19 protein-coding genes and 1 pseudogene are annotated in these 26,469 nt (G+C 68.0%); 17 read left to right on the plus strand and 3 right to left on the minus strand.

The features are described from left to right. The first annotated feature begins 93 nt into the window (after positions 1-93). A complete protein-coding gene (locus ATO3_RS21075; protein WP_088651893.1) occupies positions 94-399 on the plus strand; it encodes a serine hydrolase domain-containing protein in 306 nt (101 codons plus the stop codon). Positions 400-629: 230 nt separating this feature from the next. Here the strand turns inward: ATO3_RS21075 and ATO3_RS21080 are convergent. After that, positions 630-884, minus strand: a pseudogene (locus tag ATO3_RS21080) (transposase); the annotation flags it as partial. Positions 885-979: 95 nt separating this feature from the next. On the opposite strand from ATO3_RS21080, the gene ATO3_RS21085 reads away from it, so the two are divergent. Both ATO3_RS21085 and ATO3_RS21090 read left to right on the plus strand, forming a co-directional pair. Further along, positions 980-1,186 (plus strand): DUF1656 domain-containing protein, encoded by a 207-nt coding sequence (locus ATO3_RS21085; protein ID WP_088651894.1) that lies wholly within the window; start codon positions 980-982, stop codon positions 1,184-1,186. After that, a complete protein-coding gene (locus ATO3_RS21090; RefSeq protein ID WP_088651895.1) occupies positions 1,183-2,073 on the plus strand; it encodes an efflux RND transporter periplasmic adaptor subunit in 891 nt (296 codons plus the stop codon). The genes ATO3_RS21085 and ATO3_RS21090 overlap by 4 nt, the downstream gene beginning before the upstream one ends. A 202-nt stretch (positions 2,074-2,275) precedes the next feature. Here ATO3_RS21090 and ATO3_RS21095 read toward each other — a convergent pair whose 3' ends face one another. Then, entirely contained in the window at positions 2,276-3,160 is an 885-nt protein-coding gene (locus tag ATO3_RS21095) for a LysR family transcriptional regulator (RefSeq protein ID WP_088651896.1), read from the minus strand. Positions 3,161-3,293: 133 nt separating this feature from the next. Between ATO3_RS21095 and ATO3_RS21100 the strand changes: the two genes are divergently transcribed. The 6 genes from ATO3_RS21100 (at position 3,294) to ATO3_RS21125 (ending at position 10,090) form a co-directional block, all read left to right on the plus strand. Next, positions 3,294-4,049: an HAD hydrolase-like protein gene (locus ATO3_RS21100; protein WP_143747319.1), complete on the plus strand. Its 756-nt coding sequence runs from the start codon at positions 3,294-3,296 to the stop codon at positions 4,047-4,049. Further along, positions 4,046-4,972 (plus strand): ABC transporter permease, encoded by a 927-nt coding sequence (locus ATO3_RS21105; RefSeq protein WP_088651897.1) that lies wholly within the window; start codon positions 4,046-4,048, stop codon positions 4,970-4,972. Before ATO3_RS21100 ends, ATO3_RS21105 begins: the two co-directional genes overlap by 4 nt. A 10-nt stretch (positions 4,973-4,982) precedes the next feature. After that, positions 4,983-5,864, plus strand: coding sequence for an ABC transporter permease (locus tag ATO3_RS21110; protein ID WP_088651959.1), 882 nt, complete (start codon positions 4,983-4,985; stop codon positions 5,862-5,864). 62 nt (positions 5,865-5,926) lie between these two features. Beyond that, complete coding sequence (locus tag ATO3_RS21115) at positions 5,927-7,477, plus strand: ABC transporter substrate-binding protein (RefSeq protein WP_088651898.1); 1,551 nt, start codon at positions 5,927-5,929, stop codon at positions 7,475-7,477. Positions 7,478-7,553: 76 nt separating this feature from the next. Next, positions 7,554-8,399: a metallophosphoesterase family protein gene (locus ATO3_RS21120; RefSeq protein WP_088651899.1), complete on the plus strand. Its 846-nt coding sequence runs from the start codon at positions 7,554-7,556 to the stop codon at positions 8,397-8,399. 5 nt (positions 8,400-8,404) lie between these two features. Further along, on the plus strand, positions 8,405-10,090 hold the full coding sequence (locus ATO3_RS21125) for an ABC transporter ATP-binding protein (RefSeq protein WP_233152244.1): 1,686 nt from the start codon (positions 8,405-8,407) through the stop codon (positions 10,088-10,090). 147 nt (positions 10,091-10,237) lie between these two features. Here the strand turns inward: ATO3_RS21125 and ATO3_RS21130 are convergent, their stop codons facing one another. Then, on the minus strand, positions 10,238-11,005 hold the full coding sequence (locus ATO3_RS21130) for a DeoR/GlpR family DNA-binding transcription regulator (RefSeq protein ID WP_088651901.1): 768 nt from the start codon (positions 11,003-11,005) through the stop codon (positions 10,238-10,240). A gap of 220 nt (positions 11,006-11,225) precedes the next feature. On the opposite strand from ATO3_RS21130, the gene ATO3_RS21135 reads away from it, so the two are divergent. From ATO3_RS21135 to ATO3_RS21170, 8 genes are all read left to right on the plus strand, one after another. Beyond that, positions 11,226-12,197: an ABC transporter substrate-binding protein gene (locus ATO3_RS21135; protein ID WP_088651902.1), complete on the plus strand. Its 972-nt coding sequence runs from the start codon at positions 11,226-11,228 to the stop codon at positions 12,195-12,197. After that, entirely contained in the window at positions 12,194-13,897 is a 1,704-nt protein-coding gene (locus ATO3_RS21140; RefSeq protein WP_088651903.1) for an ABC transporter permease, read from the plus strand. Before ATO3_RS21135 ends, ATO3_RS21140 begins: the two co-directional genes overlap by 4 nt. Continuing rightward, on the plus strand, positions 13,885-14,967 hold the full coding sequence (locus tag ATO3_RS21145) for an ABC transporter ATP-binding protein (RefSeq protein WP_088651904.1): 1,083 nt from the start codon (positions 13,885-13,887) through the stop codon (positions 14,965-14,967). Before ATO3_RS21140 ends, ATO3_RS21145 begins: the two co-directional genes overlap by 13 nt. After that, on the plus strand, positions 14,960-16,045 hold the full coding sequence (locus ATO3_RS21150; protein ID WP_198963334.1) for an MBL fold metallo-hydrolase: 1,086 nt from the start codon (positions 14,960-14,962) through the stop codon (positions 16,043-16,045). Before ATO3_RS21145 ends, ATO3_RS21150 begins: the two co-directional genes overlap by 8 nt. Beyond that, positions 16,042-16,608 carry a histidine phosphatase family protein gene (locus ATO3_RS21155; protein ID WP_088651905.1) on the plus strand — a complete coding sequence of 189 codons (567 nt, stop codon included), beginning with the start codon at positions 16,042-16,044 and terminating at the stop codon, positions 16,606-16,608. The genes ATO3_RS21150 and ATO3_RS21155 overlap by 4 nt, the downstream gene beginning before the upstream one ends. After that, complete coding sequence (locus ATO3_RS21160; RefSeq protein WP_233152248.1) at positions 16,605-17,042, plus strand: phosphatase domain-containing protein; 438 nt, start codon at positions 16,605-16,607, stop codon at positions 17,040-17,042. Before ATO3_RS21155 ends, ATO3_RS21160 begins: the two co-directional genes overlap by 4 nt. 459 nt (positions 17,043-17,501) lie before the next feature. Beyond that, positions 17,502-25,115, plus strand: coding sequence for an autotransporter outer membrane beta-barrel domain-containing protein (locus ATO3_RS21165; RefSeq protein ID WP_088651907.1), 7,614 nt, complete (start codon positions 17,502-17,504; stop codon positions 25,113-25,115). Positions 25,116-25,313: 198 nt separating this feature from the next. Then, entirely contained in the window at positions 25,314-26,228 is a 915-nt protein-coding gene (locus ATO3_RS21170) for a LysR family transcriptional regulator (RefSeq protein WP_088651908.1), read from the plus strand. The last annotated feature ends 241 nt before the right edge of the window (positions 26,229-26,469 follow it).

Genomic DNA, 26,469 nt, shown 5'->3' on the forward strand with positions numbered 1-26,469 from the left:
GGCGGTCATCATGTACATCCGCTTCCCGCTGTCGCTGCGAAACGTTGAGGATCTGCTTCCCGACGCCGGACGGCATCTCCGCCGCACGGGCTTGTGTCGAGCAATCTGCGCGACTTTGCCCGCTTCGGGATGCTCTGTGCACCGAGCTGGGACAAGATCGCGACCGAGCAGGTCGTCGCCGATGAGATCCTCGACCGGATGTGCGACTGGTTGCGCCCGCATGACTTCATGATGAACAGTTTCCACGGACCCGCCTTCACCGAATACATGGGCGGGGATGATTCCATCGCCACCGGCCGGCAATGGGACCTGTTCTGGCCCGACGGAGACATCTGGAAGGGCGGGTTGTTGACCCAGGGCCTTTACGTGTCGCCGTCCCGTGATCTGGTCATCGCGTAGCCCTGCGGGAGGAGGAGGGGAGGGTCGATCTGTCGAAGCCCGTAATTGACTATGTGGCCCGCATCTACGACGGCATCTCGCCGGACCTGAGTGGCCCGATGCGTGCTGGTCGAAGGCAACAAGATCACCGTAATCGCGACCGATGTAACGGCACTGGAAGGCACGATGGTCATCGAGACCGATAGCAGGACCCTGATGCCGGGCCTGACGATTGCCGCTAGGGTCAGGCTTCATAACCAGTAGATGACGGTTGCCGCGAGCGCGCCGGCCGAGGGGAAAAGCTTCGGGCATCGGTCATGGCGGGTCGCGACGCGTATCCGGGCCTTGAGCTTGCCGAACATGATCTCGATCCGGTTGCGGCGCATTCACCGGCACTTCTCTTATTTGACCCGCGTCCTGCGATGCTTCCGCCCGGGAATGCCGGCGCGTATCCCTTTATCTTGAAGCGCGTCTTGGAACCAATCGGCGTTATATGGGCGGCCAGCCCCCGGCGCTGGTCCACTGGCAGAGAAATGATATCAACCAACCCGATCAGCAGGTGCAACGAGTAGCTTAAATTACGCCAGATCCTGTCCAACAGATGGGGAGTAGCTCAAACGCAGGTGTCTTTGCCCCCGGCGCGCTGATCCTCGCCGCCGTCAGCTACGGGATCTACCGGGGGCTTCACCGGATCCTCGCCCGCGCCGGCCGCTACAGCCACGTCTGGCACCCCGCGCTCTTCGACGTCGCCCTCTACGCCTCGATCCTGAGCGCCTCCATCCTGTTCCTGGAGCACCTTCCGACATGACCACATGGATCACACGCAACGGCGGACGCGTCGCCCTGACCGCCGCAATGCTGGCCTGCGCGGGCGTGCTTGGCCAGTCCTTCTGGGATTACTACATGAACGCCCCCTGGACCCGGGACGGCCGCGTCAGCGCGGATTCCGTGCGGATCGCGCCGCAGGTCTCGGGCACGATCGAGAGCGTGGACGTCGCCGACAACGACTTCGTTCACAAGGGTGACCTGCTCTACCGGATCAGTCCGGAGAGCTTCGAACTGGCGGTGGAGCGGGCCCGGACAACGCTGGACAGCGAACGCGAGTCCATGGAATTCAAGGCCTCGGTCGCCGACCGCGCCTCGCGCCTGAAGGACGCCGGGACGATCAGTGCCGAGAGCATCGAGGAGGCGCTGCACGACGCCGCGGCCGCGCGGGCGGACGTGCGGGGCGCCGAGGTCGCGCTCGAGATGGCGCAGCTGGACCTGGAGCGGACCGAGGTGCGCGCGCCGGTCGATGGCTACGTGACGAACCTGCGGCTGCGGCCGGGGGATTACGCGGTTGCGGGGTCTCCGTCGATCACGGTCATCGATGAGGACAGCTTCGGCGTCACCGGCTATTTCCGGGAAACGCAGTTCGAACGCATTCACGTGGGCGACACGGTCCGCATCAAGCTGATGGGGACGCCCGACACGATCACCGGTCACGTGGAAAGCCTGGGCCACGGGATCGCCGACGACAATGGCGCGACGGATGCCTACGGGCTGCCGGCCGTGGATCCCGTGCTGGACTGGGTCCGGCTGGCGCAGCGGATCCCGGTGCGGATCGAGATGGACCGGATCCCGGACCGAGCGTTCCTGGCCGCCGGGATGACCGCGTCGCTTACAATCGGAGACACGCCCGATCCCGCGCGGTGATTTCCGAGAATACGCCGGAGGTTTTGGGGGAGGTCGCGTGCTTTGCACCGAGCTTTCCCACACGTCTGGACGATCCGCTTCAGTTTGAGTCCGGTCACTTGCGAAAGCGCTGGCCCCCATTCGCCGTCGTCATCGGCTGCGCGCCCCTGATGATCCGCTGCGGGCACTTGTGACCGCGACGCTACATGCACCCGGGGAGGCGTCACGCTGCTGCGGGCTCCGATCGAGCGGCGGCCAGCTGGAAGAACGCCTCGACGATCTGTCCGTTTGCTTCCTTCAGGCCGAAAACGGTTTCCTCGATGACCTGCCCCTGCATTTCGGCAATCCGCAGCTTCGCCACGCTGTCGCTGCGCCCGGTGGATCCCTCCCAGAGAAACCCCACGCCCAGCCCGTTGGCCACCGCCTCGTAGAGGCCATCGCGGGCGTCCAGCGTCAGGAAGGGCCGGGGGGAAAGCCCTGCGCGGGCGAACATCCGGTCGACGGCCCTTTGCGTGGAGGAGCCGGAGGCGCGGAAGATGAGGGGTTCGTCGCAGAGCATGCGCGCTGTGACCTCGCCCATCCGGGCCAGCCGGTGGCCCAGGGGGGCGATGGCGACGACCTGGGCGTCGGCGAAGCGCGTGCAGCGAAAGCGGGAATCGGCGGGCACGTCAGGCAGGACGCCGATGTCGCATTCGTGGTTCAGCACGGCGCGCGTGATCTTGTGGTGCGACCCGGTTTCGACCTTCAGGGTCACGCCCGGATAGGCGCGGTGGAACGCGGCGATCAGCGCCATGCCCGGCATGGCATTGCCGAGCCCGACGATGATCTGGCCTTCGCGCAACGAGGCGCGGCTGAGCAGAAGTCGCTCAGCTTCCTGCCGGGCCTCGGCCATGCGCTCGACCGAATCGCAAAGCTTGAGGCAGAGGTCGGTGGGCAGCAGGCGGCCGGCTTCGCGCCGGAACAGGCGGACACCGAATTCCTTTTCCAATCCACGCACTTGCGCGGAAATGTTGGGTTGAGTGACCGACAGGACCCGCGCGGCGGCAGCGTAGGAGCCGGTCTCGGCCACGGTCCGCACCGCATCCAGTCTTTGCGGGGAAAGCGTCATTTCTCAAACTCCGGCTTTGGTTTTCCCAAGCTCTAGCTTTTGTTCGTGTCGGCCCTGTTACAAAGCGCCGCCATTGGTCTTCCCGACAGCGCGCCGGCACTGCCCGGCCTCGCGGAAACAGGAAAGACAAGACTTGGACGCCCTTACGACATCATGCAGCCCCGGCACCCGCCGCTACCCGCAGCTTGACCCGAGCGCGGTGGAGGAGGCGCGTATCGTGCTTTGCGATCTGGACGGATGCCTGATGTCCGAGGGGACGCTCTTCGCGGATACGGCGGATTTCGTCGCGGCCTGCGGTGACCGGCTTCGCGTCGTCTCGAACCGGTCCGACAGCACGGCGGCGGCGCTTTCGCGGCAACTGGCGGCGCTCGGGCTTTGCGTGCCCGCCGCGCACATCCTGCTCGCCGGGGAATTCACGCTGCAGCATTTCGTTCGCCAAGACCTGAGGCGGGTGACGCTCTGCGCCGCGCCCGTGCTGGTCGAACGCGCCCGCGCTCTTGGGCTGGAGCCGGGCGCGCAGGATCCGGAGGCGGTCCTGCTGTGCCGGGATCCGGGTCAAAACGTCGACACGCTGGGTCCGCTGGTGGCGCAGCTGGCGCGCGGCGTGCCGTTCTGGGTGGCGAACGAGGATGTCTCGCACCCCGATCATGCGGGCCAGCCCGTGGCCGAGACCGGGGCGCTGCTGGCGGCCCTGCGGGCCATCCGCCCCGGGCTGGCGTGGCGCAGCCTGGGCAAGCCGCACGCGGCGATGCTCGACCACGCCCTGTCCGAGGCGGGGTTGCGCGCCGATGACGCGGTCTTCGTGGGCGACAACGCACTGACCGACGGCCGGGCGGCCTCGGCGGCGGGCATGTCCTTCATTCATATTCTCAGGAGTGCGGGCCAATGATCGCCTACCTGCTGCGCCTTGTCGTGAAGGCGGTGGTCACGCTGTTTGCGATCGTCACGGTGACCTTCGTCGCGACCCGGCTTTCGGGCAATCCGATCGACACCTTCCTGGGCGAGGGGCTGACCACCGAAGGCCGGGAGGCGCTGATCGCCTACTTCCAGCTCGACGGGTCGCTCTGGCATCAGTACCTGGCCTACCTGCGGGGGGCCCTGTCGGGCGAGTTCGGGCTGAGCTTCGTGGACCGGCGCCCGGTCACGACGGTGGTGATCGAGCGGCTCTGGCCCTCGGGGCAGCTGCTGCTGGCCTCGGTGGCGCTGACCATTGCCGTCTCCCTGCCGCTGGGTGTCCTGGCTGCCGTCTACCGGCGCAGCTGGATCGGCTCGGCGGTCATGGTCGTGGCCTTCACCGGCTACGCGGTGCCCTCCTTCGTGCTGGCCATCGTGATGGTGCTGACCTTCTCCTACTGGCTGAACTGGCTGCCGGTGGTGGGCAACGGCACCTGGCAGCATTTCATCATGCCGACGATTGCCATGTCGGGCGTCCTGATCGCCGCGCTGACGCGGTTCACCCGCAACGCCATGCTGGACGTGCTGGGACAGGATTTCATCCGCACCGCCCGTGCCAAGGGCCTGCGCGAAACGCGGGTGGTTCTGAAACACGGGCTGGGGAATGCCGGGGTCACGGTGATCTCGGTCATCGGGCTGCAGATCGCCGGGCTGGCTGCTGCCGGATCGGTGGTGGTGGAAAGCATCTTCTCGTGGCCCGGCGTGGGCCAGATGCTGGTCAATGCCGCGATCGTCCGCGACTACCCGGTGCTGCAGTTCGGCGTGATCGCCGTCGCGGTGGCCGTCGTCGCCATCAACACCCTCACCGACATCGCCTATGCGCTCGCCGATCCCCGGATCCGGCTGGCCCGAGCCTGAGGAACGCGCCATGGCAAGCCTTGCCGATCCCATCCTGCGCCGCCGCAAGTCCCGCAAGGGGCAGGGAGCCGACTTTATCCAGAAGATCGCCATGGTGCTGGCCGTGCTGCTGGTGGGCGCCGCGATCTTCGCCCCGCTGCTGACGCCCTTCGATCCGCTGCAGCAAAGCCTGCTGGCCCGCCTGCGCCCGCCGCTCGGGTTCGAGCGCTACGCGGCCGGGCATATCGCGGGCACCGACGAGCTGGGCCGGGACGTGCTGTCGCGGTCGCTGTACGGGCTGCGGCTGACACTGGCGCTGGCCTTCGCCGGAGCCGTGATCGGGCTGGTGATCGGCGGTCTGCTGGGGCTGGTCGCGGGCCTGCGCCGGGGCTGGGCCGAGGACGTGATCATGTCGCTGGTCGACATGCAGATCGCCATTCCCTTCACGCTGGTGGCCCTGCTGGTGCTCGCGCTGATGGGATCCAGCCTGACGGTGCTGATCTTCGTGCTCGGCATCGCCGGATGGGAGCAATACGCCCGCATCGTGCGCGGCGAGGTGCGCCGGATCGCGGCGCAACCCTACCTTGAGGCCGCGCGAACCGCCGGGGCCGGCCCGTTCTACACCGCCTGGCGCCACGTCCTGCCCAACCTCGTCTCGCCGCTGGTGGTGCAGTTCACGCTGGCCCTGTCGAACATCGTCATCCTCGAAAGCACGCTGTCGTTCCTCGGCCTGGGCGTTCAGCCGCCGCAGCCCTCTCTGGGCTCCATGGTGGGGCTGGGGCGCGACTACATGCCGACGGCGCCGTGGATCGTGCTGACCCCCGCCGCGCTGATCGTGGCCCTGACCTTCACCGTGCAGATCCTGGGCGACTGGCTGCGTGACCGCGCCGACGTCCGCCTGAGAGAACGCTGACCGCCAACCCCAAGAGCCGGACAACCGGCCCGACCCATCCTTAGCCAAACCGGAGACATCCCATGTTCCGCCTGATGATTACCACCGCCCTTGCCGCGCTGCCCCTGGCCGCCGCCGCACAGGACATCACCGTTGGCGCCGCCAACGTGACCCCCTATGTCGATCCCGGCCGCGACCATTCCAACGTGGGATCGCAGTTCTACTACAACACCTTCGACACGCTGATCGACCGCGACCACGGCAAGCTGGACCCCGAGTGGACCCCGGGCCTTGCCACCTCGTGGGAGTTGATCGACCCCACCACCATGGAACTGAAGCTGCGCGAGGGCGTCAAGTTCCACAACGGCGACGAGATGACGGCCGACGACGTGGTCTTTTCGCTCAACCGCATGTTCCAGGCCACCTTCCCGCCCTACGTGGTGCGCGCCAAGGACCGCTTCGGCAACTTCACCGGCGCCGAGAAGGTGGATGATTACACCATCCGTATCCATTCCGAACGCCCCGAGCCGCTCTGGGAGACCCTGATCTCGATGCAGCAGGCGATGATCATCCCCGAGGCCTACACCAAGGCGCTGACCGGCGATCCGGATGTGGCCGAGGACAGCGACTTCGAGGCCTTCTCGCTCGCCCCCGTGGGGACCGGCCCCTACAAGGTCGCCTCCTTCCAGCCGGGCGAGAAACTGGTCTGGGAACGGTTCGACGATTTCTGGGGCGCGCCCGCGCCGCTGGAACGCGCCACCGTCGTCCAGATCGCCGAGACCGCCAGCCGCGTGACCGCACTGAAGACCGGTGAAGCCGACATCATCACCAACGTGGCGCCTGACCAGCTGTCGCTGATCGACGACGACCCGAACCTGAAGACCGAAGGCTCGGCCACCGCGCTGTTCCACGTCATGATCATGAACCAGAACCACCCCGTGCTGGAGGATCCGCGCATCCGCCAGGCGATGTCGCTGGCCATCGACCGCGACGCCCTGAATGAGGCGCTGTGGCTGGGCAAGGCCATCGTGCCCTCGACCCACACCATGGCCGAGATGGGCGCGCTGCATCAGCCCGGCCTCGTGACCTTCGAATACGATCCCGAACGCGCGAAGGCGCTGCTTGAGGAAGCGGGCTATGACGGGACCGAGATCACCTATGACACCGCCGCGACCTATTACACCAACGGCCTGCTGGCCGCGCAGGCGATCATGGAGATGTGGGCCGCCGTGGGCATCAACGGCCGCGTGAACGTGCAGGACCAGTGGTCGGGCAACGACCCCGAGCTGATGGCGCGCAACTGGTCGAACCCGATGTACTTCGCCGACCCGTTCGGCTCCTTCGGCGTGATGTGGGCGCCCGAAGGCCCCTCGGAAAGCGAGGGCCGGTTCAACACCGACGCCGAATATGCCGAGAAATGGGACCGCTTCCGCTTTTCCACCGACGTCGAGGCCCGCAAGGCCGCCTATGTCGAGCTGATGGAAGAGATCCAGCAGGACCCGCCGGTTCTGCCGCTTTATCGCCCGTTCGAGAGCTGGGGCATGAAGCAGTCGATCGACTGGGCGCCGATGCCCGGCCACATCCCCTACGTGCTCGACTTCCGCTCCGGCAGCATCTCCAACACCGGCAGCTGATCCGGGCAGGGGCCGGGCCTTCGGGCCCGGTTCCACCCTTCTTCCCGACGTTTCAACGCCCTCCACGGAGACCGACATGACCCGGATCGCCATCGTCACCGACATCCACCACGGCGCCCCCTCGCATACCAAGCGCGGCGACACGGCGCTGGAGCTCCTTTCGGCCTTCGCGGACTGGGCCAACGAGCAGAAGCCCGACCTCGTCCTGGATCTTGGCGACAGGATTTCCGACGTGGACAGCCAGACCGATGCCCGGCTTGAACGCGAGGTGGCCGAGCTCTTTGCCCGCATCGACGCGCCCGTGCACCATGTCTGCGGCAACCATGACCGGGACCACCTGAGCGTGGCCGAGAACGAAGAGATCCTGGGCACGCCGCTGGGCTCGGAGGTCATCGACCTGGGCGCCTGGCAGCTCGCCCTCTGGCGGGCGGATTCGCGTATCCATCGCGACGTGCCGCGCCCCGGCTTCGACCTGCCCGAGGCCGACCTCCTGTGGCTCTCCCGCATGGCGCAGCAGGCGGAGAAGCCGACACTGCTGGCCTCGCACGTGCCGATTTCCGGGCATTCGCAGGTCGGCAACTACTACTTCCAGCGGACCCCGGGCGTATCGACCTATCCGCAGGCCGACCGGGCCCGCGCGGCCCTGGCACAGGCGCGCGTTCCGGTCGCGGCGATCGCCGGGCATGTGCACTGGAACACCGTGACCACCGTCGACGGCATCCCGCACATCACCCAGCAGAGCCTGACCGAAAGCTTCACCACGGCCGGCGAACCCGCGCGCGCCTGGGGCATGCTCGACCTGGTCGAGACGCTGCACTGGCAGGTCTTCGGCGACGACCCGTTCGAAGCGCGCCTGACGCCTTCGCGGCATCGCTGGACGCCTCCGCTGGCGCCGCTCTTCGCCGACATCGCGGCGGAGTGACACGGATGCTGCCCGATCCTCCCGTCCTCTCCGTCAAGGACCTGCGCGTCGCCTTCGGCTCTGTCGAGGCGGTGCACGGGCTGAGTTTCGACATCCACCGGGGCGAGACGCTGGCGCTGGTGGGCGAGAGCGGCTCGGGCAAGAGCGCGACCGCGCTGTCGATCCTGCGGCTGATCGAACGCGAAGGCGGGCGGATCACCGGCGGCAGCATCAGGTTGGGCGGCGAGGCGCCCGCCGAGATAACCGAGCTGGCGCCCGCGGCGCTGCGCGCGATCCGGGGCGACCGGATCGCCATGGTCTTCCAGGAGCCGATGACGTCGCTGAACCCGGTCATGACCATCGGCGCACAGCTTGGCGAGACAATTGCCCTGCACCGGGGCCTGCGCGGCCGGGCCGCCCGCGCGGCCGCCTGCGCTGCGCTCGAGCGGGTGCGGATACCCGAGCCGGACCAACGGCTGGGCCAATATCCCCACGAGCTGTCCGGCGGGCTTCGGCAGCGGGTCATGATCGCCATGGCGCTGATCTGCGAGCCGGACGTTCTGATCGCGGACGAACCGACCACGGCGCTCGACGTCACCACGCAGGCCGAGATCCTCGCTCTGATCGCGGGGCTGCAGCGCGATCTTGGCATGGCGGTTCTGTTCATCACCCATGACCTGGGCGTGGTGTCCGAGATCGCGGACCGGGTGGTGGTGCTGAAGGACGGCGACCTCGTTGAAGAGGGGCGCAAGGCGGACCTGTTTGCAGCGCCGAAATCAGACTATGCCCGCGAGCTGCTGGCCGCGACGCCGCGCCTGGGCGATGGCTCGCCCGCGCCGCTGGCGGGCGCCGAGACGGTGCTGGAGGTACGCGACGTGGTCACCACCTACGGAGGCGGCGGGTTCTTCAGCCGCAGGGCGCCGGTGACCGCCGTGCGCGGCGTGTCCCTGACGCTGGGGCGCGGGGAAACGCTGGGGCTGGTCGGCGAAAGCGGCTGCGGCAAGTCCTCCCTTGCGCGGACGGTGATGCGGCTGGTGGATCCGGCATCGGGCGAGATCGACCTGCTGGGCACGCGGATCGACAGCCTTGATGCGGCGGCGCTCAAGCCCCACCGGGCGCGGATACAGATGGTCTTTCAGGATCCCTATGCCGCGCTGAACCCGCGCATGGCGATCCGGGACCTGGTGACCGAACCCGCCTATCTTCACGACATGGTCGCGCCTGCCGGCCGTGACGCCATGGCGCGCGACCTGCTGGAGCGCGTGGGTCTGCCGGCCGACGCGGCCGAGCGCTTTCCGCACCAGTTTTCGGGCGGGCAGAGGCAGCGCATCTGCATCGCGCGCGCCCTGTCGGTCCGCCCGCAGATCATCGTGGCGGACGAGGCGGTTTCGGCGCTCGATGTCTCGAACGCGCGGCGGGTGACCGACCTGATGGCGCGGATCCAGCGCGAGGAGGGCGTCTCATTCCTGTTCATCAGCCACGACATTGCCGTGGTGGAACGGGTCAGCCATCGGATCGCGGTCATGTACAAGGGAGAGATCGTCGAGCAGGGCGAGACATCTCAGGTGCTGCATGCGCCGCGCCACGCTTATACCCGCCGCCTTCTGGCCGCCGTCCCCAGGGCCGACATCGCACCAACCGCCGGTCCGCAAGTGCCGGGTGGTAACAATGCCTTGGAGGGGCGGCGGGTTCCGGTCGTGACGCCGCTTTAGTCAGGGCGGAAATCCCGGTTCCCGTCCGCTGGGACCGGATCGTGCGCGGCGCCGGGTGGCGCGGTCTCTGCGCGTCATAAGGAGCAGCTATGCTGTCCTTGGAGAATTGAGTTCGAATCGCTCTGACCGCACCGGCCGATCGACGTGTTACGCCAGCACGATGCGTGTTCCGGCCTCCTTGCAGGCAGTTGTCAGCGTCTCGGGGATCTCTCCGCCGCACACGACGGTATCGAGGTCTGACAGATGCCCCATGGCGAAGCCGGCGGCGCGGTCGATCTTCGCGTGGTCGACGACAAGGATGCGATGCGTGGCGCAGCCGGCGATTGCCCGACGGGCCCGGATTTCGTCCATGTTGAAATCCAGGAGATCACCCTCGAGAGACACCCCGCCGACGCTGAAAACCGCAAATTGCATTCGAAGGCCTGCGTAGAATTCGCTGGCCTCGGCCCCGATCAGGTCAAGATCCCGCATGCGCACCCGTCCGCCCGCCAGTGACACCGAGATCTCCGGGGCCGCGCGCAGTGCCAGCACCGCGTGCAGGTTGTTTGTCGCCACCGACAGCCGGTCGTGACAGGCCAGGGCGCGGGCGACGGCCTCTACCGTTGTGCCGGTCCCCAGAGCGACCGATGCGCCGTCCGGCACCAGCGCCGCAACAGCCGCGCCGATCCTTTCCTTTTCGGTGCGGGACACGGCCAGCCGCGGCTGATAGCCGATGTTCTCCTGCGGAGTAGCGAGGCGCGCGATGCCGTGGCGCCGCCGGACCAGCGCCGCGTCATCCAGAGACCGCAGGTCCGACCGGATCGTCTGAACCGTTACATCCAGCATGTCGGCCATGGCCTTTGCCGAAAGCTCGCCGTATGTCGACAGCAGGTTGATGATCTGATCCCGACGGCGGGCGGTCTCATCGATAGGCATTTTCGTTCGAAATCCAACTGTCCTCTTTCCCGGGCACAGCTTTGATCCGCGACATGCGCCCTGTCCAGTGCGAAACCGCGCCGGGGATTATTTTTAAACTTGAAACCATAAGCAGGTGAAACTGTCACATCGCTGTCACGCGTCGCCACTAACAGGGCGGCAACGAATGGCATGCGGCTGTTCGTTTTCGAACGAAAAGCAAATCCTTCAGGAGTGCTCCATGCTTCGCCGTCTTCTTTCCCTTTCCGTTGCGCTGGCGCTGCCGGTGGCCGCGGGTGCCGAAACTCTCACGCTCTACACCTCGCAGCCCAATGCGGACGCCCAGGCCACGGTGGATGCCTTCATGGCAGCCAACCCCGACGTCGACGTGGAATGGGTGCGCGACGGGACCACCAACCTGATGGCCCGCCTGCAGACCGAGATCGCCGCCGGAGACCCGCAACCCGACGTCCTGCTGATCGCGGACACCGTGACGCTGGAAGGCATGGCGCAGGACGGCCACCTTGCCGCCTACAGCTCGCCCGAGGCCGAGGCTTATGACGCGGCGCTCTACAGTGCGGATGGCTATTATTACTCGACCAAGCTGATCACCACCGGCATCGTCTACAACACCGGCGCGGCCGAGGTCCCGACATCCTGGGCCGATCTTGCCAAGCCCGAGATGAATGGCATGGTGGCCATGCCGTCGCCGCTCTACTCCGGTGCCGCGCTGATCCACCTCGCCACGCTGACCGGCGACGCGGACCTGGGCTGGGACTATTACGAGGCGCTGGCCGCCAACGACGCGCGTGCCGAGGGCGGCAACGGCGGCACCTTCAAGGCCGTGGCCGCGGGTGAAAAGCCCTATGGCGTTCTGGTGGACTTCATGGCGCTGCGCGCCAAGGCCGACGGTTCGCCCGTCGACTTCGTCTTCCCCGAGGAAGGCGTGTCCTACGTGACCGAGCCCGTGGCCATCATGAAGAAGGCCGAAGGCAACGCCGCCGCGCAGAAATTCGTGGACTTCCTGCTGTCCGAAGAAGGTCAGGAGCTGGTGGTCGAACAGGGCTACATCCCCGCCCGCAACGGCATCGACAGCCCCGAAGGCTTCCCGTCGCGCGGCGAGATCAAGCTGATGGCGTTCGATCCCGCGAAGGCGCTGGCCGACACCGAGACCAACAAGGAACGCTTTGCCAAGGTCTTTGGCGTCGAATGAACCTTGGGGTCGCAAAACGCAGCAGCCGGTCGGAAGGCCGGCTGCTGTCCTGGCTCCTGCTGCCCGTCGCGCTGATCGCGCTCGGGCCGGTGGTGCGTCTGCTGCTGGAGGGCGTGGGCTTCGGCAACGGGTTGACCGGCGACTACCTGGCCGACGTGATGAGCCGTGACAGCACGCGCAAGGCGTTGACGCATTCCCTGGTCACCGCCGCGGGTGGAACGCTTTTGTCGGTGCTGATCGGTGGCGCCTTCGCATTTCTCGTGGCACTGACGAACGTGCGGGCGCGCGGCGCGCTGGTGTTCTGCCTGATGGTGCCGATGATGATCCCGCCGCAAATCACGGCGCTGGCCTGGATGCAGGTGACGGGTCCGTCCTCGGTGCTGCTGAAGATGGTGGGGCTTGCGCCCCCGCTTGGCAGCCCGCAGCCGCTGCACAGCCCTGGCGGCATCATCCTGCTGCTTGGTATCCAGCACGCGTCCATCGTGTTCCTGACGCTCCGCGCGGGCCTGCGCCAGATTCCCGCGGATCTTGTCGAGGCGGCGCGCATGTCGGGGGCCCGCGGCCTGCGCGTCTGGGCGCAGATCGTGATGCCGCTGACGCTCCCCGCGCTCGGAGCCGGTGCGGCGATGGCCTTCGTCACGGCTTTGGGAAACTTTGGCATTCCGGCGATGCTGGGCATTCCGGCGCGCTATTCCACCCTGCCGACACTGATTTACCAGCGCCTTGTGGGGTTCGGCCCCTCGGCGCTGCCGGAGGTTGCGGTGCTGGCGCTGCTGATCGGCCTCGTGGCCATCGCCGGAGTGCTGCTGGCCCGATGGCTGCTGGCGCGCAGGTCGCATGGGCTGGTGGGCCTCTCGGGGCAGCCGCTGTCCATTTCGCTGGGCCGCGCACGGCTTCCGGTCGAGATCGCGCTCTGGAGCTTCATCGCGGCCATCCTCGTGCTGCCGATGATGGCGCTGCTGTTCACCTCGCTGATCCCGGCCTACGGTGTGCCGCTGACGTGGGCGAACATGACCTTTGACGCCTGGACAGAGGCGCTGTTGCGTCAGCCGATGACCCGGCGCGCCTACGTCAACTCTCTCGGACTGGCGCTTGGCGCCGCGGCGATCCTGATGGCGGTCTGCCTGCCGCTGGCCTGGCTGATGGCGCGCCGGCCCAGTCGCGCGACGCGCGCGATCGATGCGCTGGTGGATCTGCCCTATGCGCTGCCGGGCGTGGTGCTGTCGATCGCCTGTATCCTCGCCTTTCTCGACCTGCCGTTCACCGACCTGACCCTTTACGGCACGATCTGGATCATCCTGCTGGCCTATCTGGCGCGCTTTCTCGTGGTGATGCTGCGCCCGGTGCAGGCGTCGGTGGGGCAGCTGGACCCGGCGATGGAGGAAGCGGCCAGCGCGGCGGGTGCGCGGCTTGGCCGCCGCCTGCGGACCATCGTGCTGCCGCTTGCCGCACCGGCGGCGGCGGCAGGGGCGATCCTCGTCTTCCTGACGGCGGTGAACGAGCTGACCGTCTCGGCACTGTTGTGGTCTTCGGGAACGGAGACCCTGGGCGTCGTCATCTTCAATCTCGAAGACAGCGGAGAGACGATCATGGCTTCGGCCGTGGCGATGTCGATTGTCCTGCTGATCGTATGCCTGATGACGGGGGTACAGCTGATGGCCCGCCGTCTGCCCAAAGGAGTCGTGCCGTGGCAGAGCTGATCTATTCCGGTCTGACGAAACAGTTCGACGGATCCGCGCAGCCTGCGCTGGACGGGATCGACGCCCGTATCGAAAGCGGAGAATTCGTCGCCCTTCTGGGGCCTTCGGGTTGCGGCAAGACCACGCTGCTGCGCCTGACCGCCGGGTTCGAAGAGCCCACGGGCGGCGAGATCCGCATGGGCGATACGCAGGTGGCGGGGCCGGGCTGTTTCGTGCCGCCCGAGGACCGTGGCGTGGGCATCGTGTTTCAAAGCTATGCCCTCTGGCCGCACATGACCGTGGCGGGCAACGTGTCCTACCCGCTGGAGGTTCGCGGGCTGGCACGGGCAGAGCGCGCCCGGCGGGTGGAGGAGGCGCTGTCGCTGACCGGCTTGACCGAGTTCGCCCACCGCGCCCCGGCGCAGCTTTCGGGCGGGCAGCGGCAGCGGGTGGCGCTGGCGCGCTGCCTGGTGGCCGAACCGCGCGCGGTCCTGCTGGATGAGCCGCTCGCGAACCTCGATCTGGCGCTGCGGGCCTCGATGCAGGAGAACTTCACGGCGTTCCACAGACGCACCGGCGCGACGATGCTCTACGTGACCCACGATCAGGGCGAGGCGCTGGCGCTGGCAACCCGAGTGGCGGTGATGGAGCGCGGTCGGATCCGCCAGTTCGCCGCGCCCGAGGTGCTGTATTCCGAGCCCGCGGATTGCTTCGTTGCGGGCTTCGTGGGGGACGGCGCGGTGGTCTCCGCCAGCGCGGCGGGGCCGTTGGGCCGCAACGGACTGGAGGTCGAGACGATGGGTCTGCGGGTCGCGGCGCGGAGCAATGAGGCCCTGCCGACCCATCTGTGCATCCGTCCCGAGGATGTAAGCCTGACCGACGAGGGCGGGCTGCGCGCACGGGTGCGAGGCTGTACATATCAGGGCGGGCGGTTCCGGGTCGTGCTGGACACGGGCGGCGAGGATCTCGTTGCGTTCTCGCGCCTGCGTCTGGAGGTGGGGGCGCAGGTCGGTCTTCGGATTGATAGGCCCTGGGCCTTTCGCGAACCCGGTCTGAGCGCGCTTCCCGCGCGGGCGACGGCCCATGTTTGACGCGACCCGCAGTCCCGCGCCCTGGGTCGAGGTTCTGTCGGGCCTGGGCGAGAAGGGACCGGCCTGCATCCGGATCTGGACCGGCCGCGAAGTCTGGCTCCTGGATGTGGGCGCAGGACCCGAGGCGTCCTCGCCGTTCTGCCCGGCGTGGCTGGACGGTGCGGACCGGGTTCTGATCACCCATGACCACATCGACCATATCGGAGGCGCCGGTTTCGCGGTGACGGCCGGTTTGCCCATCCACTGCACGGCCGAGACCGCGCGATCCCTGCCGCCGGGGGCCGATGTGCATCTGCTGCCGCATCACGGCCAGACCGAGATCGCGGGCACCGTGCTGAGCACCGGACCCAACGGCCATGCCTGCGGCGGGGTATGGTTCCACGTCGCGGTTGGCGAGGGGCTGTTCTTTTCCGGCGACTGGTCGGAGGAATCGGATTGGTTCGCATATGCGCCGCCTCCCGAGGCGGCGGTGGCGCTGATCGACTGTTCCTATCACCTGAACGATGTCCCGCAGGAGGCCCGCCGGGCCGCGCTCGATGCCGCGCTCGATACGAGCCGCCATCGCCAGCACCTGTTCCCGGTCCCGCCTTCGGGCCGCGCGGGGGAGCTGGCGCTGCATCTGCTGCCGCGTGGTGGCGTCACTCTCGACGACACCTGCAGGGCGGCCTTGCGGCAGATGCTGGAAGACGGCAGCGTGGCCCCCGGGGCAGAGGCCCTGTGGCCGCTGATCGAGGCGCCTTTCGACCGGGCCGCGCGCTACCTGATCTGCGACACGCCCAATGCGGACGCCGGCGCGGCCTGGGCCATCGTCCGGGACTGGCGCGACACCGGACGGCTGGGCCGGGAAGCGACGGTGATCTTCACCGGCCACATGACGGCCCATGCCCGCGCGATCATGGCCCATGGCGGGCAGTTTCTGCGCTGGAACGTTCATCCGCCGCTGCGTGACCAGATCGCAATGATCCACCGCCTGCGGGCCAGCCGCTTCGCGCCGCTGTTCTGCGATTGCCCCGAAGACTACCTTCTGGAGACACGGTTCGGCACGGCACTTCTGTTGAATGAAAGACTGTTTCTGTGACTGACTTGCCGGGCCGGGCCTTCCTGGTAATTCGCCATGGCCAGACCGATGCCAATCGCGACAAGCTGATCGCGGGCCGTACCGAAGCGCAGCTGACCGATGCGGGCCGGGCCGGGGCCCGTGCCCTTGCGACGTGGAGCTGGCCGCTTGTGGCGCTCTTCTCCTCGCCCCAGCAGCGCGCGAGAGAGACCGCGGCGCTGGCCTTTCCCGATGTGCCCACGACGGTGATCGAACGCTTGCGCGAACGCGACTGGGGCATCTACGAGGGCCGCCCCGTCAGCCAGCTGCCGCCGCGCAGATCGACGCCGGAGGCGGGCGAAGGCTGGGACGTATTCCGTGACCGGGTGCAGGCGGCCCTGATCGAGGGCATCGCGGCCACGCCCGAAGGGCACCTGCCGGTCATCGTCGCGCATTCCGGGGTGGTCCGCGCCACCCGCGCGATCACCGGGGGCACGCCGCTGGGACCTTCGCCCCCGAACACCACCCCCATCCTCTACAGCCCCGGACCCGCGGGCTGGACCGAAATTGAACTGACCGGAGAAACACTTCCTTGGATTGCGTGATTTTCGACATCGACGGCACACTGGCCGAATTCGACAGCCAGCGGCTGGGGCACCTGGTACATGGCGAAGACAAGCACTGGGATGCCTTCCACGACGAAATGGCAGCAGCCGCCGTCATCGCACCGGTGGCCCGGCTGCTGGCGCGTCTGCAAGCGCAGGGCGAAGCCATCATTCTGTGCTCCGGCCGGCCCGAGGGCTGGCGGCACCGGACCCGGGAGTGGCTGGAGAAGGCCGGCATTTCCCATGACGCGCTCTACCTGCGCCGCCCGGAAGAGGACCGGGATTCAGATCCGGAGGTCAAACGCGCCGCGCTCGAACGGATCCGTGCCGACGGGTATACCCCGTGGCTGGTCGTGGACGACCGACAGTCGGTGGTCGATTTCTGGCGTTCGGCGGGTCTTACCTGCCTTCAATGTGCCCCGGGCAAGTTCTGAGGCACGGCAGAAGCCCTAGGGCGGCTCTGTCAGGGCAACGCGGCTTGCGGTAGGGTCGGTGGCTCCGATGCCGTCCCGGGATGACGAAACGCGATCCGTTCAAGTGTTTCAAGACCAGAAAATTCGACGACGGGGGCGGCATAAGGGACGGCCATTCTGCCGTCCTTGAGACGCGCTCGAATTGGTCTGGCGCCCCCCTGACAAGGCCGTCACGAGGAACAGCAGCACACGCCCCAATTCGAAAAGCGTTGCCAGGTCGCAGAGCGGGCGGCACCATGGCCCGAATGAAGTCTACCCGGAAAAGACCGGTCAATTGGGGATCGGGGTGCAATTTCAGGTTGTGACGACTTCTTGCGCCAGACGGGGGGACAGATGGCAAACTCAAACGGTTTTTCCGAAGCCGCAAGGCGTTCTGCGATCCTGTTCATCCGCCATCGACCCGGGCCGAGACCTGTCGCGATGTCTCTGACCGTGCTCTGCGCGGGGGTGATGGGCGCGCCCGTCCGGGCGGACTGCACGCGACCCGATACAACGGAATTGACCTGTTCCGGCGATCTTGCCGTGACGGATTTCAGCTTGCCCGGCACGACGTCCGATGAGACCGCGACGATGACCTTCGAAAACGCGTCGAACACCGGGGTCACGGGGGCGCCGTCGGGCACGGCGCCGGTCTGGAACTTTGACGTCGGAGCACCTGAATACAGCGAGACCGCCGCAACGACCGTTCTCAAGGTCGACCTGTCGGACGGGTTCGGGGTCACCTCGCCTTCGGCGCAGGGGATCCTTGTGAATTCGACGGGCAGCATCGGCAATGAGCACGGCGAGAACAAGGGGTCCGGCGACCGCGACGGCAAGGATGGTGGCGTGGGCGGTGGCGGAGGGGCCGTGACCGCGACGGTTTCAGGTGTGACCGTCTCCGGAGCACTTGAAGGGATCGGCGTCTACAGCTCCGGCGGACAAGGTGGCAAGGGGGCCGAGGGCCATTCGGTATCGGGTGGCCACGGCCGGGGTGGCGCCGGGGGCCAGGGCGGTGCGGGGGGCCAGGTCTCGGCCACGTTCACCGGGGTCCAGGTCACGGGCATGCCGGCCATTTCTGGTGCCAGTATCGGCGGCGGCGCCAATACCGGCGGGTCCGGAAAGTCGTGTGATCACAGCGCCTACGGTGGCCAGGGAGGCATGGGAGGCCACGGTGGCGCCGTGACGATCACGGCCAGCGGGCTTTCGTCCGAGGGCGGCATCGGGATTGTCGCCACGTCCCAGGGCGGGGCGGGCGGCAAGGGCGGCGAAGGCGAGGATGTCTGCAACGGGCATGGCTATGGCGGCACGGGCGGTGTGGGTGGCACCGGTGGCGTGGTCGAAATAACCAATGTGTCGGGCAACGAGGCCGGCGGTCTCGACATAAATGCCACCGATGGACCGGGCCTCATGGCCGAAAGCATCGCCGGCGACGGTGGCAGGGGCGGCGACGCGAAGGTCGGGGCCGGGTTGGGCAAGTCCACGGGGGGCAACGGGGGCCAGGGCGGAACGGGCAGCGCCGTGACGATCCATGTCGCTGAACCCGGCGGCTCGACGGCCAGCATCGTGACCGACAGCTACCAGGCGCCGGCCATCATCGCCCGAAGCTACGGAGGGGCCGGCGGAGACGGGGGCAAAGCGGATTCCTCTTCCGCCACCGGCGGGGCCGGGGCCGGATCCGGACCTGCCGGGGACGTCACGGTGACGTATGCCGGAAACATCCATACACGTCAGGGTGCATCGGACGCCATCATGGCGCAGTCCATCGGCGGTTTCAGCGGTGATGGCGGAACGGCGTCGGGCATTGTCGCGTATGGCGCCAGCAGCGAGAGCGCGGGCAGCGGCGGACAGGTGAGCGTGACCTACAACGGGTCGGACGACACCTCGATCCGGACCGATGCGGACAATTCGGATGCGATCTTTGCGCAAAGCCAGGGCGGCGGCGGCGGCAAATCGTCCCGCACGCAGGGGCTGGTGGCATTGTCGGGCACGGCCTCGGGCGCGTCGGGTGGGAATGGCGGGACGGTCGACGTGACACTCTCGGGCGTCATCGAGACCAGCGGCGACCGCAGCCGGGGCGTCATGGCCCAGTCGATCGGCGGGACAGGCGGCGACGGCGGAGACGCGCGCGGTTTCACCTCGATCGGAGGGACCGGCAAAGGCGGCGGTGCGGGCGGCGAGGTCACACTCGAGACATCGGCCACGATCACGACCTCGGGCGACGACGCAACCGGGGTTCTTGCGCAATCCATCGGCGGTGGTGGCGGCGCGGCCAGCTCGACCGCCGGTCTGGTCGCCATCGGCGGCAAGGGCGGTTCAGGGTCCACCGGAGGCAGGGCGGCGGTCACCGCGAGCGGCAGCATCACCACCTCGGGCACCGGCGCGGACGGCATCGTCGCACAGAGCGTCGGCGGATCAGGTGGCCACGGCTCGAACACGCTTGGTGTCGGGGTGGGCTTTTCTCTGTCGGTCGCCGGGGACGGTGGCACCGGCAACAACGGCGGTACCGCCTACGTGAAGACCGAGGCGGGCTCGTCGGTCAGCACCGGCGGCGACAATGCACGCGGCATCGCCATCGGCAGCGTCGGCGGCGGCGGCGGTTCGGCGGGCAACTCGCTGTCGGTTTCGGCGACGGACACGCCGGACATCTCGGTGTCGATCGGCGGCTCCGGCGGGGCGGCGGGGAATGGCGGCTCGGTTCTGGCTTCCCTGTTCGGCAACGTGTCCACGACCGGCGACAATGCCACCGGCATATCGGCGATCAGCGCCGGCGGATCGGGTGGTTCGGCGGCCACGACCGTGGCGGCGACGGCCGGGCTGGGCACGCTGGGTATCGCCATCGGCGGCGACGGATCCGGCGGCGGCGTGGGTGGGCAGGCGTCGATCTGCCGTGGCGGTACAAGCAGCAGCGACGTCTGTGACGTGCCGGGCACCGGGGGGACCGTGACGACCTCGGGCGACGGGGCGATCGGGGTCCTTGCGGTGTCGGCGGGGGGCGGCGGCGGCCAATCGGGCGCCGCAGTCTCGGCCAATGCCGGGGCAGGCGTCAACCTGTCGGTCGGAGGGGATGGCGGTGCCGGTGGGTTCGCCTACGAAGTCGAGATCTATTCGACCGGCGGTATCAGCACATCGGGCGATGCCTCGGCCGCGCTGTTGGCTACCAGCGTCGGCGGGTCCGGCGGCGCCGGGCATGTCGTCGGGGCGATCGGCACCATCGGCGAGGCCGACCTGAACATGAGCATCGGTGGTGAAGGCGGCAAGGCCGGCAACAGTTCGGACGTGACGGTCGTCTCCGTCGAGACGCTGGCCACCGGGGGGCAGGTCTCGCCCGGGATCCAGGCGGTCAGCCAGGCCGGCAGCGGGGGCAGTGGCGCGACCGTGATCGCCGCGCAGGGCGTGTCGGCGGGGTCGGCCAACATCAGCGTCGGCGGGAAGGGCGGAGGCGGCGGCACGGCCGCCAAGGTCGACGTCGACTGGTCCGGAGACACGCTGACCACCGGGGGCGATCAATCGCCCGGCATCCTCGCCATCAGCGGTGGCGGCTCGGGCGGAGTGGCCGGGTTCACCATGGGCGGGCAGGGTGTCGGCCTGGGGTCGGTCGATGTCAACGTGGGCGCCGAGGGTGGCGCGGGCGGCACCGCGGGCGCCGTGACGGTCTCGGCCTCGGGCGCGATCCGGACAGGTGGGTTCCAGTCCGAAGGCATCACGGCCATCAGCCAGGGCGGCAATGGCGGGCGTGGCAGCGGGGCGATCACCGGGGCCGGTATCTCGCAGGCGTCGGCCACGGTCACCCTGGGCGGCGGAGGCGGCAGCGGTGGCATTGCCGGGACGGCCTCGGTCAGCACGGATGCCAGCGCTTCGATCAGCACCGATGGCAGCAACGCGGCGGGCATCCGGGCGCTCAGCCTGGGCGGCAACGGTGGCACTGGCGGCTTCGCGCTCGAAGCCGGGATGAACGCCGACTTCGGCGACGGCTACCCGCAGGGCGATGCCTCGCTGACCATGGGCGGAGACGGCGGCGGCGGCGGGCAGGCCGGGACCGCCTCGGTCGACAACAAGGGCACGATCACGACCGGCGATTTCAACAGCGCCGCGATCCAGGTCCAGTCCATCGGCGGGTCGGGCGGCGCCGGCGGCATGGCGGCTTCGGGTACCGTCAACATCGGGCCGGGCGAGGACATCGATGTCTCGGTCGTGCTGGGCGGTGCGGGCGGCGGCGGCGGCAAGGCCGGTGCGGCGAGCGTCACCAACAGCGGCGCGCTGTCGACCAGCGGCGACAATTCGGACGGTCTGCTGGCCCAGTCGGTCGGCGGTTCCGGCGGGGCAGGCGGGCTGACGTACAACGTGCTCGGCAACCTGCTTGCCGGCGGGTCCATCGGGACCGACCTTGGCGTCTCGGTCGGGGGCGCGGGGGGCGGCAGCGGCACCGGTGGCGCCGTCACGGTGACCAACAACGCGGCCATCACGACTGGCGGCACCAGTTCAAGCGCCATCTATGCCCAGTCGGTCGGTGGAAACGGCGGCAAGGGCGGCTTTGGCGGCACCGGCATCTACAACCTGCCCGGCAGTTCCGGGGAAGGCGAAACCACGGTATCGCTGGCCTTCCGGACAACGGTCGGCGGCAGCGGCGGCGGATCGGCCAAGGGCGGGGACATCACGGTCACCAACCAGTCCGGCGGCACCATCGCCACCACCGGCGCGGGCGCCTACGGTATCTTTGCCCAGTCGGTGGGCGGCAACGGGGGCGACGGCGGGCTGGCCTCCACATATTCCAAGAGCGTCGCCGGGACCTGTTCGGACACCGACGGGCAGGGCGAAACCTCCTGCGAGAACGAGGAAGGCGAGACCAGTTCGATCACCGCGTCGCTGGACCTCGACATCGGCGGCGATGGCGCGGCAGGCGCCGATGCGGGGGCGGTCAGGGTCACCAACGATGCCGACCTGTCGACTTCGGGCGACGTGGCCCACGGCATCTTTGCGCAATCGGTCGGCGGCGGCGGCGGAATTGGCGGGGCGACCTCGACCAGCAAGAGCAGCTTTTACAGCCGCCAGATCAGCGAGAACAGCGACGACACCAAATCCAGGCTGGGCGAAGATTCGAAGATCAGCGACCTCGGGACAGATTTCGGCAAGGCCGACATCCGCATCGGCGGGATGGGCGGAGCGGCCGGGAACGGTGGGCAGACCGAGGTGACCAACAGCGGGTCGGTGTCGACCGCCGGGGTGAATGCCTATGGCATCTATGCTCAATCCGTCGGTGGCGGCGGTGGTTCGGGTGGCGAGGCCAATGACGCCAAGGCCGAGTACTCGATCCAGATCAGCGGTTCGGGCAGGCAGGCCGGGAACGGCGGCACGACCACGATCACCAACAGCGGAGCGATCTCAACGCAGGGGTATGCCAGCGCGGCGCTCTTTGCCCAGTCCATCGGCGGCGGCGGTGGCAATACCGGGGGCAAGACCAACCGCAAGGCGATAGCCAACGCCGACGTCATTATCGGCGGGTTGAATGGCGCGTCGGGCAACGGCGGCGATGTCGAAGTCTCGTCGCGGACCGGCACGATCCGAACCGCCGCCGAACAATCGCCGGGGCTTTTCGCGCAATCGGTCGGTGGCGGCGGGGGAACCCTGTTCGGCAGTCTCGGACAGGCCTCGGAGGATTTCGAGGGCGGACTTACCTTCGGCGGTGAAAGCGATTACGGCGACGGCGGCCAGGTGACCGTCAACAGCAGCTCGGATATCCGCACCGGGCCCGCGACACCGGGTATGCTCAACGCCGCGTCCATGGGGATCTTCGCCCAATCGGTGGGCGGCGGTGGCGGCTATGGCGGGTCCATGTTCCTCAGCGACAAGACGCGCGTCGGCGCCAACGTCCAGCAATCCAACGCGAGCGAGGCCAACGGCAAGGCTGTGACGATCGACGCCAGCGGCTCCATCACCACGATGGGCGCGAATTCGGTCGGGATCTTCGCACAATCCGTCGGGGGCGGGGGCGGCGTGCTGGGCAACATCGACGACACCTCGACCGATGGCGCCTACGTGGGCAGTTTCGGCGGCACGGGGACGGCTGGCAAGGTCAGCGTGACCTTCAGCGGGGACCAGCTCAGCACGACCGGCGACGGGGCGACGGGCATCTTCGCCCAGTATGCCGGTGGCTCGGGCGGGCAGGCCGCAGTCGCGGACACCACCGTCGCGGTCGCGGTTTCCGGAGCGGTATCGGCCAGCGGCACCGGCGCGCATGGGCTCTGGGTCGAAAACGGCGGCAGCGGTGCCGGCGGGGTGGACATCACGGTGGCCCTGGGCGCGACGATCCGCGGGGGAAGCGGCACCTATCACAACAGCGACACCGCAGCCGGCGTGCTGGTCGACAGCTCTGCGGACGGCACGCTCGACAATGCGGGTACGATCTCGGCGGCGAGCGGTGTGGCGATCCACGCGACCAACGCCAACAGCACCCTGACCGTGTCGAATTCCGGGACCATCAGCGGCCAGATCACTGGCTCTGTCACTCAGGCGTCGTCCGCGGCGCCAACCGTCGCAGCGCCCGTTCAGTCGAACATCGTGCTCGACAATCTCGCCACCGGCATCCTGGACGCAGGCGACATCATCCAGACGCGGCGGCTGCGCAACTGGGGCCGGATTTTCGTCGGCACCGCCGAAGTCGTGCGAGGCACCCGCATCGACGGCGACCTTCTGCACAGGGGGGGCACGTTGCATTTCGACCTCGACATGCAGCGCCGGACCGGCGACGTGCTCACTGTTGCCGGCCGCGCCGAGATCGGCGGCGCGCTGCAGGTCAACGTTCTGCAGGCCGATCAACAGCCTTCCGGGCGGCAGTCGATGACCATCCTGCGTGCCGGGAACGGGCTCGAGATTTCGACGCTCGACGTCGTGCCCTCGGTCGTGGCGCGCTACCGGCTGGAGCAATCCGCGGCCACCGAACTCAGCCTGAGCTACGAGGTGGACTACGCCAATGACGACCTGCTCGCCGCGGTCAATGACAGCCAGGGGGCGCTCAGTTCCTATTTCGACAGGCTTTACCGTCAGGGAGAGCTGGACCCGGATCTGGCGCGCCGGCTGATCGAGGTCGAAAGTCATGCCGGTTACGGGCTGGCGATGAACGAATTGGGCCCCGAGGTGGTGACCAGCAACGAGATCGCGCGGCTTTCGAGCACGCTGCGCTTCGCCGACAGCCTGTTCAGCTGTCCGCACGACGGCGCGGGCGCGGTCTGGGCGCGCGACGGTCAGTGTGTGTACCTGACCTTCGGCGGCAACCGGTTCAGCCGGGACGCGTCGGGCGGGGCGTCGGGCTTCAGCCAGACGGGCTTTGCGATCACCGCCGGCGGCCAGGCGCTGCTGGACAATGGCCTGGCCATCGGCGGGGCGTTCACCTACGCCTTTACCGATCTGTCGACGGATGCAGGCGCCTCCAGCGATGGAGAAACGGCCACGGCCGGGCTGTCGGTCAAGCGTTTCCTCGGCAACTGGGAACTGGGCGCCGGGGCGCATCTGGGCCGGGGCAGCTTCGACAACAGCCGGGTCTCGGGCGGGGCCACCGCCAGCGGAACGCAGGACCAGTGGGTCTACGGCGCCCAGCTGCGGGCGGGCTATGCCATCGAGCGCGGCAGCTGGTTCCTGAAACCGCGGATGGACCTGGGCGTCGCGCGGTTCAATGACAGCTCTTACACGGAAACCGGGGCGGGTGGCACCGACCTGACGATCGAGGCCGAGGCGGAGACCCTGTTCTACCTGCGCCCGGCGCTTGAGATCGGCGGCCGGTTCCTGTCGCAGGGCATGGAGGTTCGGCCAAACGTGACGCTGATGATGACCCAGTTCCTGGGCGACACGAGCTTCGGCGCCCGCGCGCGGCTTGCCGACGCGCCGGTCTCGGCAGGGTCGGTGCCCTGGACGTCGGATTTCGACCGGACGCAATACGACCTCTCCGTCGGGCTCACGGTCGTCACCCGCTCGGGCGCCATGTTCGACCTTGCCGGCTACGGGCATGCGTCGCGCAACGAGACCGATTATGGTGGGGCGGTTCGCTGGATCGTGCCGTTCTGAGGCCTGGGCTGGGTTCGGTCAGGGTAGCTTGGCTTGCGGCGGGGCAGGGGGCTCGGTTCCCGCGTTCCCGGACGCAGGAGGCTGGCTGCCGCAAGCTGCCCGAGATCGAAAGGGCAGGGGTCCGGGTCCCGCAACTACGGCTTGTTTGATCGCCACAACTGTCGTTACGTCTGACAGGATGACAGGAGAGCGCCCCCAATGTCCTTCACACTGAAGCAGTTGCGTTACTTCGTGGCGGTCGCCGAAAAGGGCTCCGTCATCGGGGCGGCGCAGTCACTGTCGATCGCGCAGTCTTCCGTGACCGAGGCGCTGAAGAACCTCGAGGCCGACCTGGGCGTGACGCTGTTCGAACGCCATGCCAGGGGGCTGAACATCACGCACAGCGGGCACCAGTTCCTGCGGCATGCGACCCAGATCCTGGCGGACGTGTCCAGCGCGCAGCGAGCGTTCAAGCGGCCGCCGGGCACGACATCGGGGCGGTTGAACATCGGGGTCACGTCGCTGATGGCGGGCTATGTCATGTCGGACCTACTGTCGCGCTACCGGCGGATGAATCCGGTGGTCGATGTCTCGGCGCTGGAAGATTCCGGCGAATACCTCGAACACCTGCTGATCGGTGGCGAACTGGACGTCGCGGTGATGGTGATTTCCAACCTGCGCGACCGGATGGCGCTGCAATCCGAAATCCTCGACGTTTCGGCCTTCCGGTTGTGGCTTCCGCTTAACCACCCCCTGGCGGTGCGCGAAAGCATCGGGCTGGACGATGTCGCGCGCGAGCCGTTGATCATGCTGAACGTCGACGAGATGGAGGAAGAGGCGGTCAAGCTGCTGTCGGCCTTCGGCGAGCGGCCCCAGATCGCCTTCCGGACCCGAAGCGTCGAAGCCGTGCGCAGCCTTGTCGCCACCGGGGCCGGGGTGACACTGCTGCCGGATCTGGTCTACCGGCCCTGGTCGCTGGACGGGGACCGGATTGAAAGCCGCGATGTCTCGGGCGCGCTGCCGATCGTGCAGGTGGGCGTGGTCTGGCGGCGGGGGCTGCCTCTGTCGCCCGCCGTGCGCGATTTCATTGCGCTGGCACGGATGGGGCAGGGCGGCAAGCACCTGCGGATTTGACGTGCCCAAGCTATCGGAATTTCCGAATGATACTTTCTGAATAATGAATTTGCGCGCGCAGCATCAGCGATGCATGGTTTCGGAGCGGCAGAGGGATCCCGGGCCTGTCATGGCAACAGGGCTCCCGGACCGCGCCCCCGTGTATCTGACGGGCGGGCATCACAAACAAACAAGCCAGGGCGGCCCGCGGGTCCCGGCCATGCTGTGACGCGTGGCCAAGGGGTGCGTCTGGCCGGCCCGC

Origin of the sequence: Marinibacterium profundimaris (genome assembly GCF_002210095.1) — a bacterium.
GTDB lineage: Bacteria > Pseudomonadota > Alphaproteobacteria > Rhodobacterales > Rhodobacteraceae > Marinibacterium > Marinibacterium profundimaris.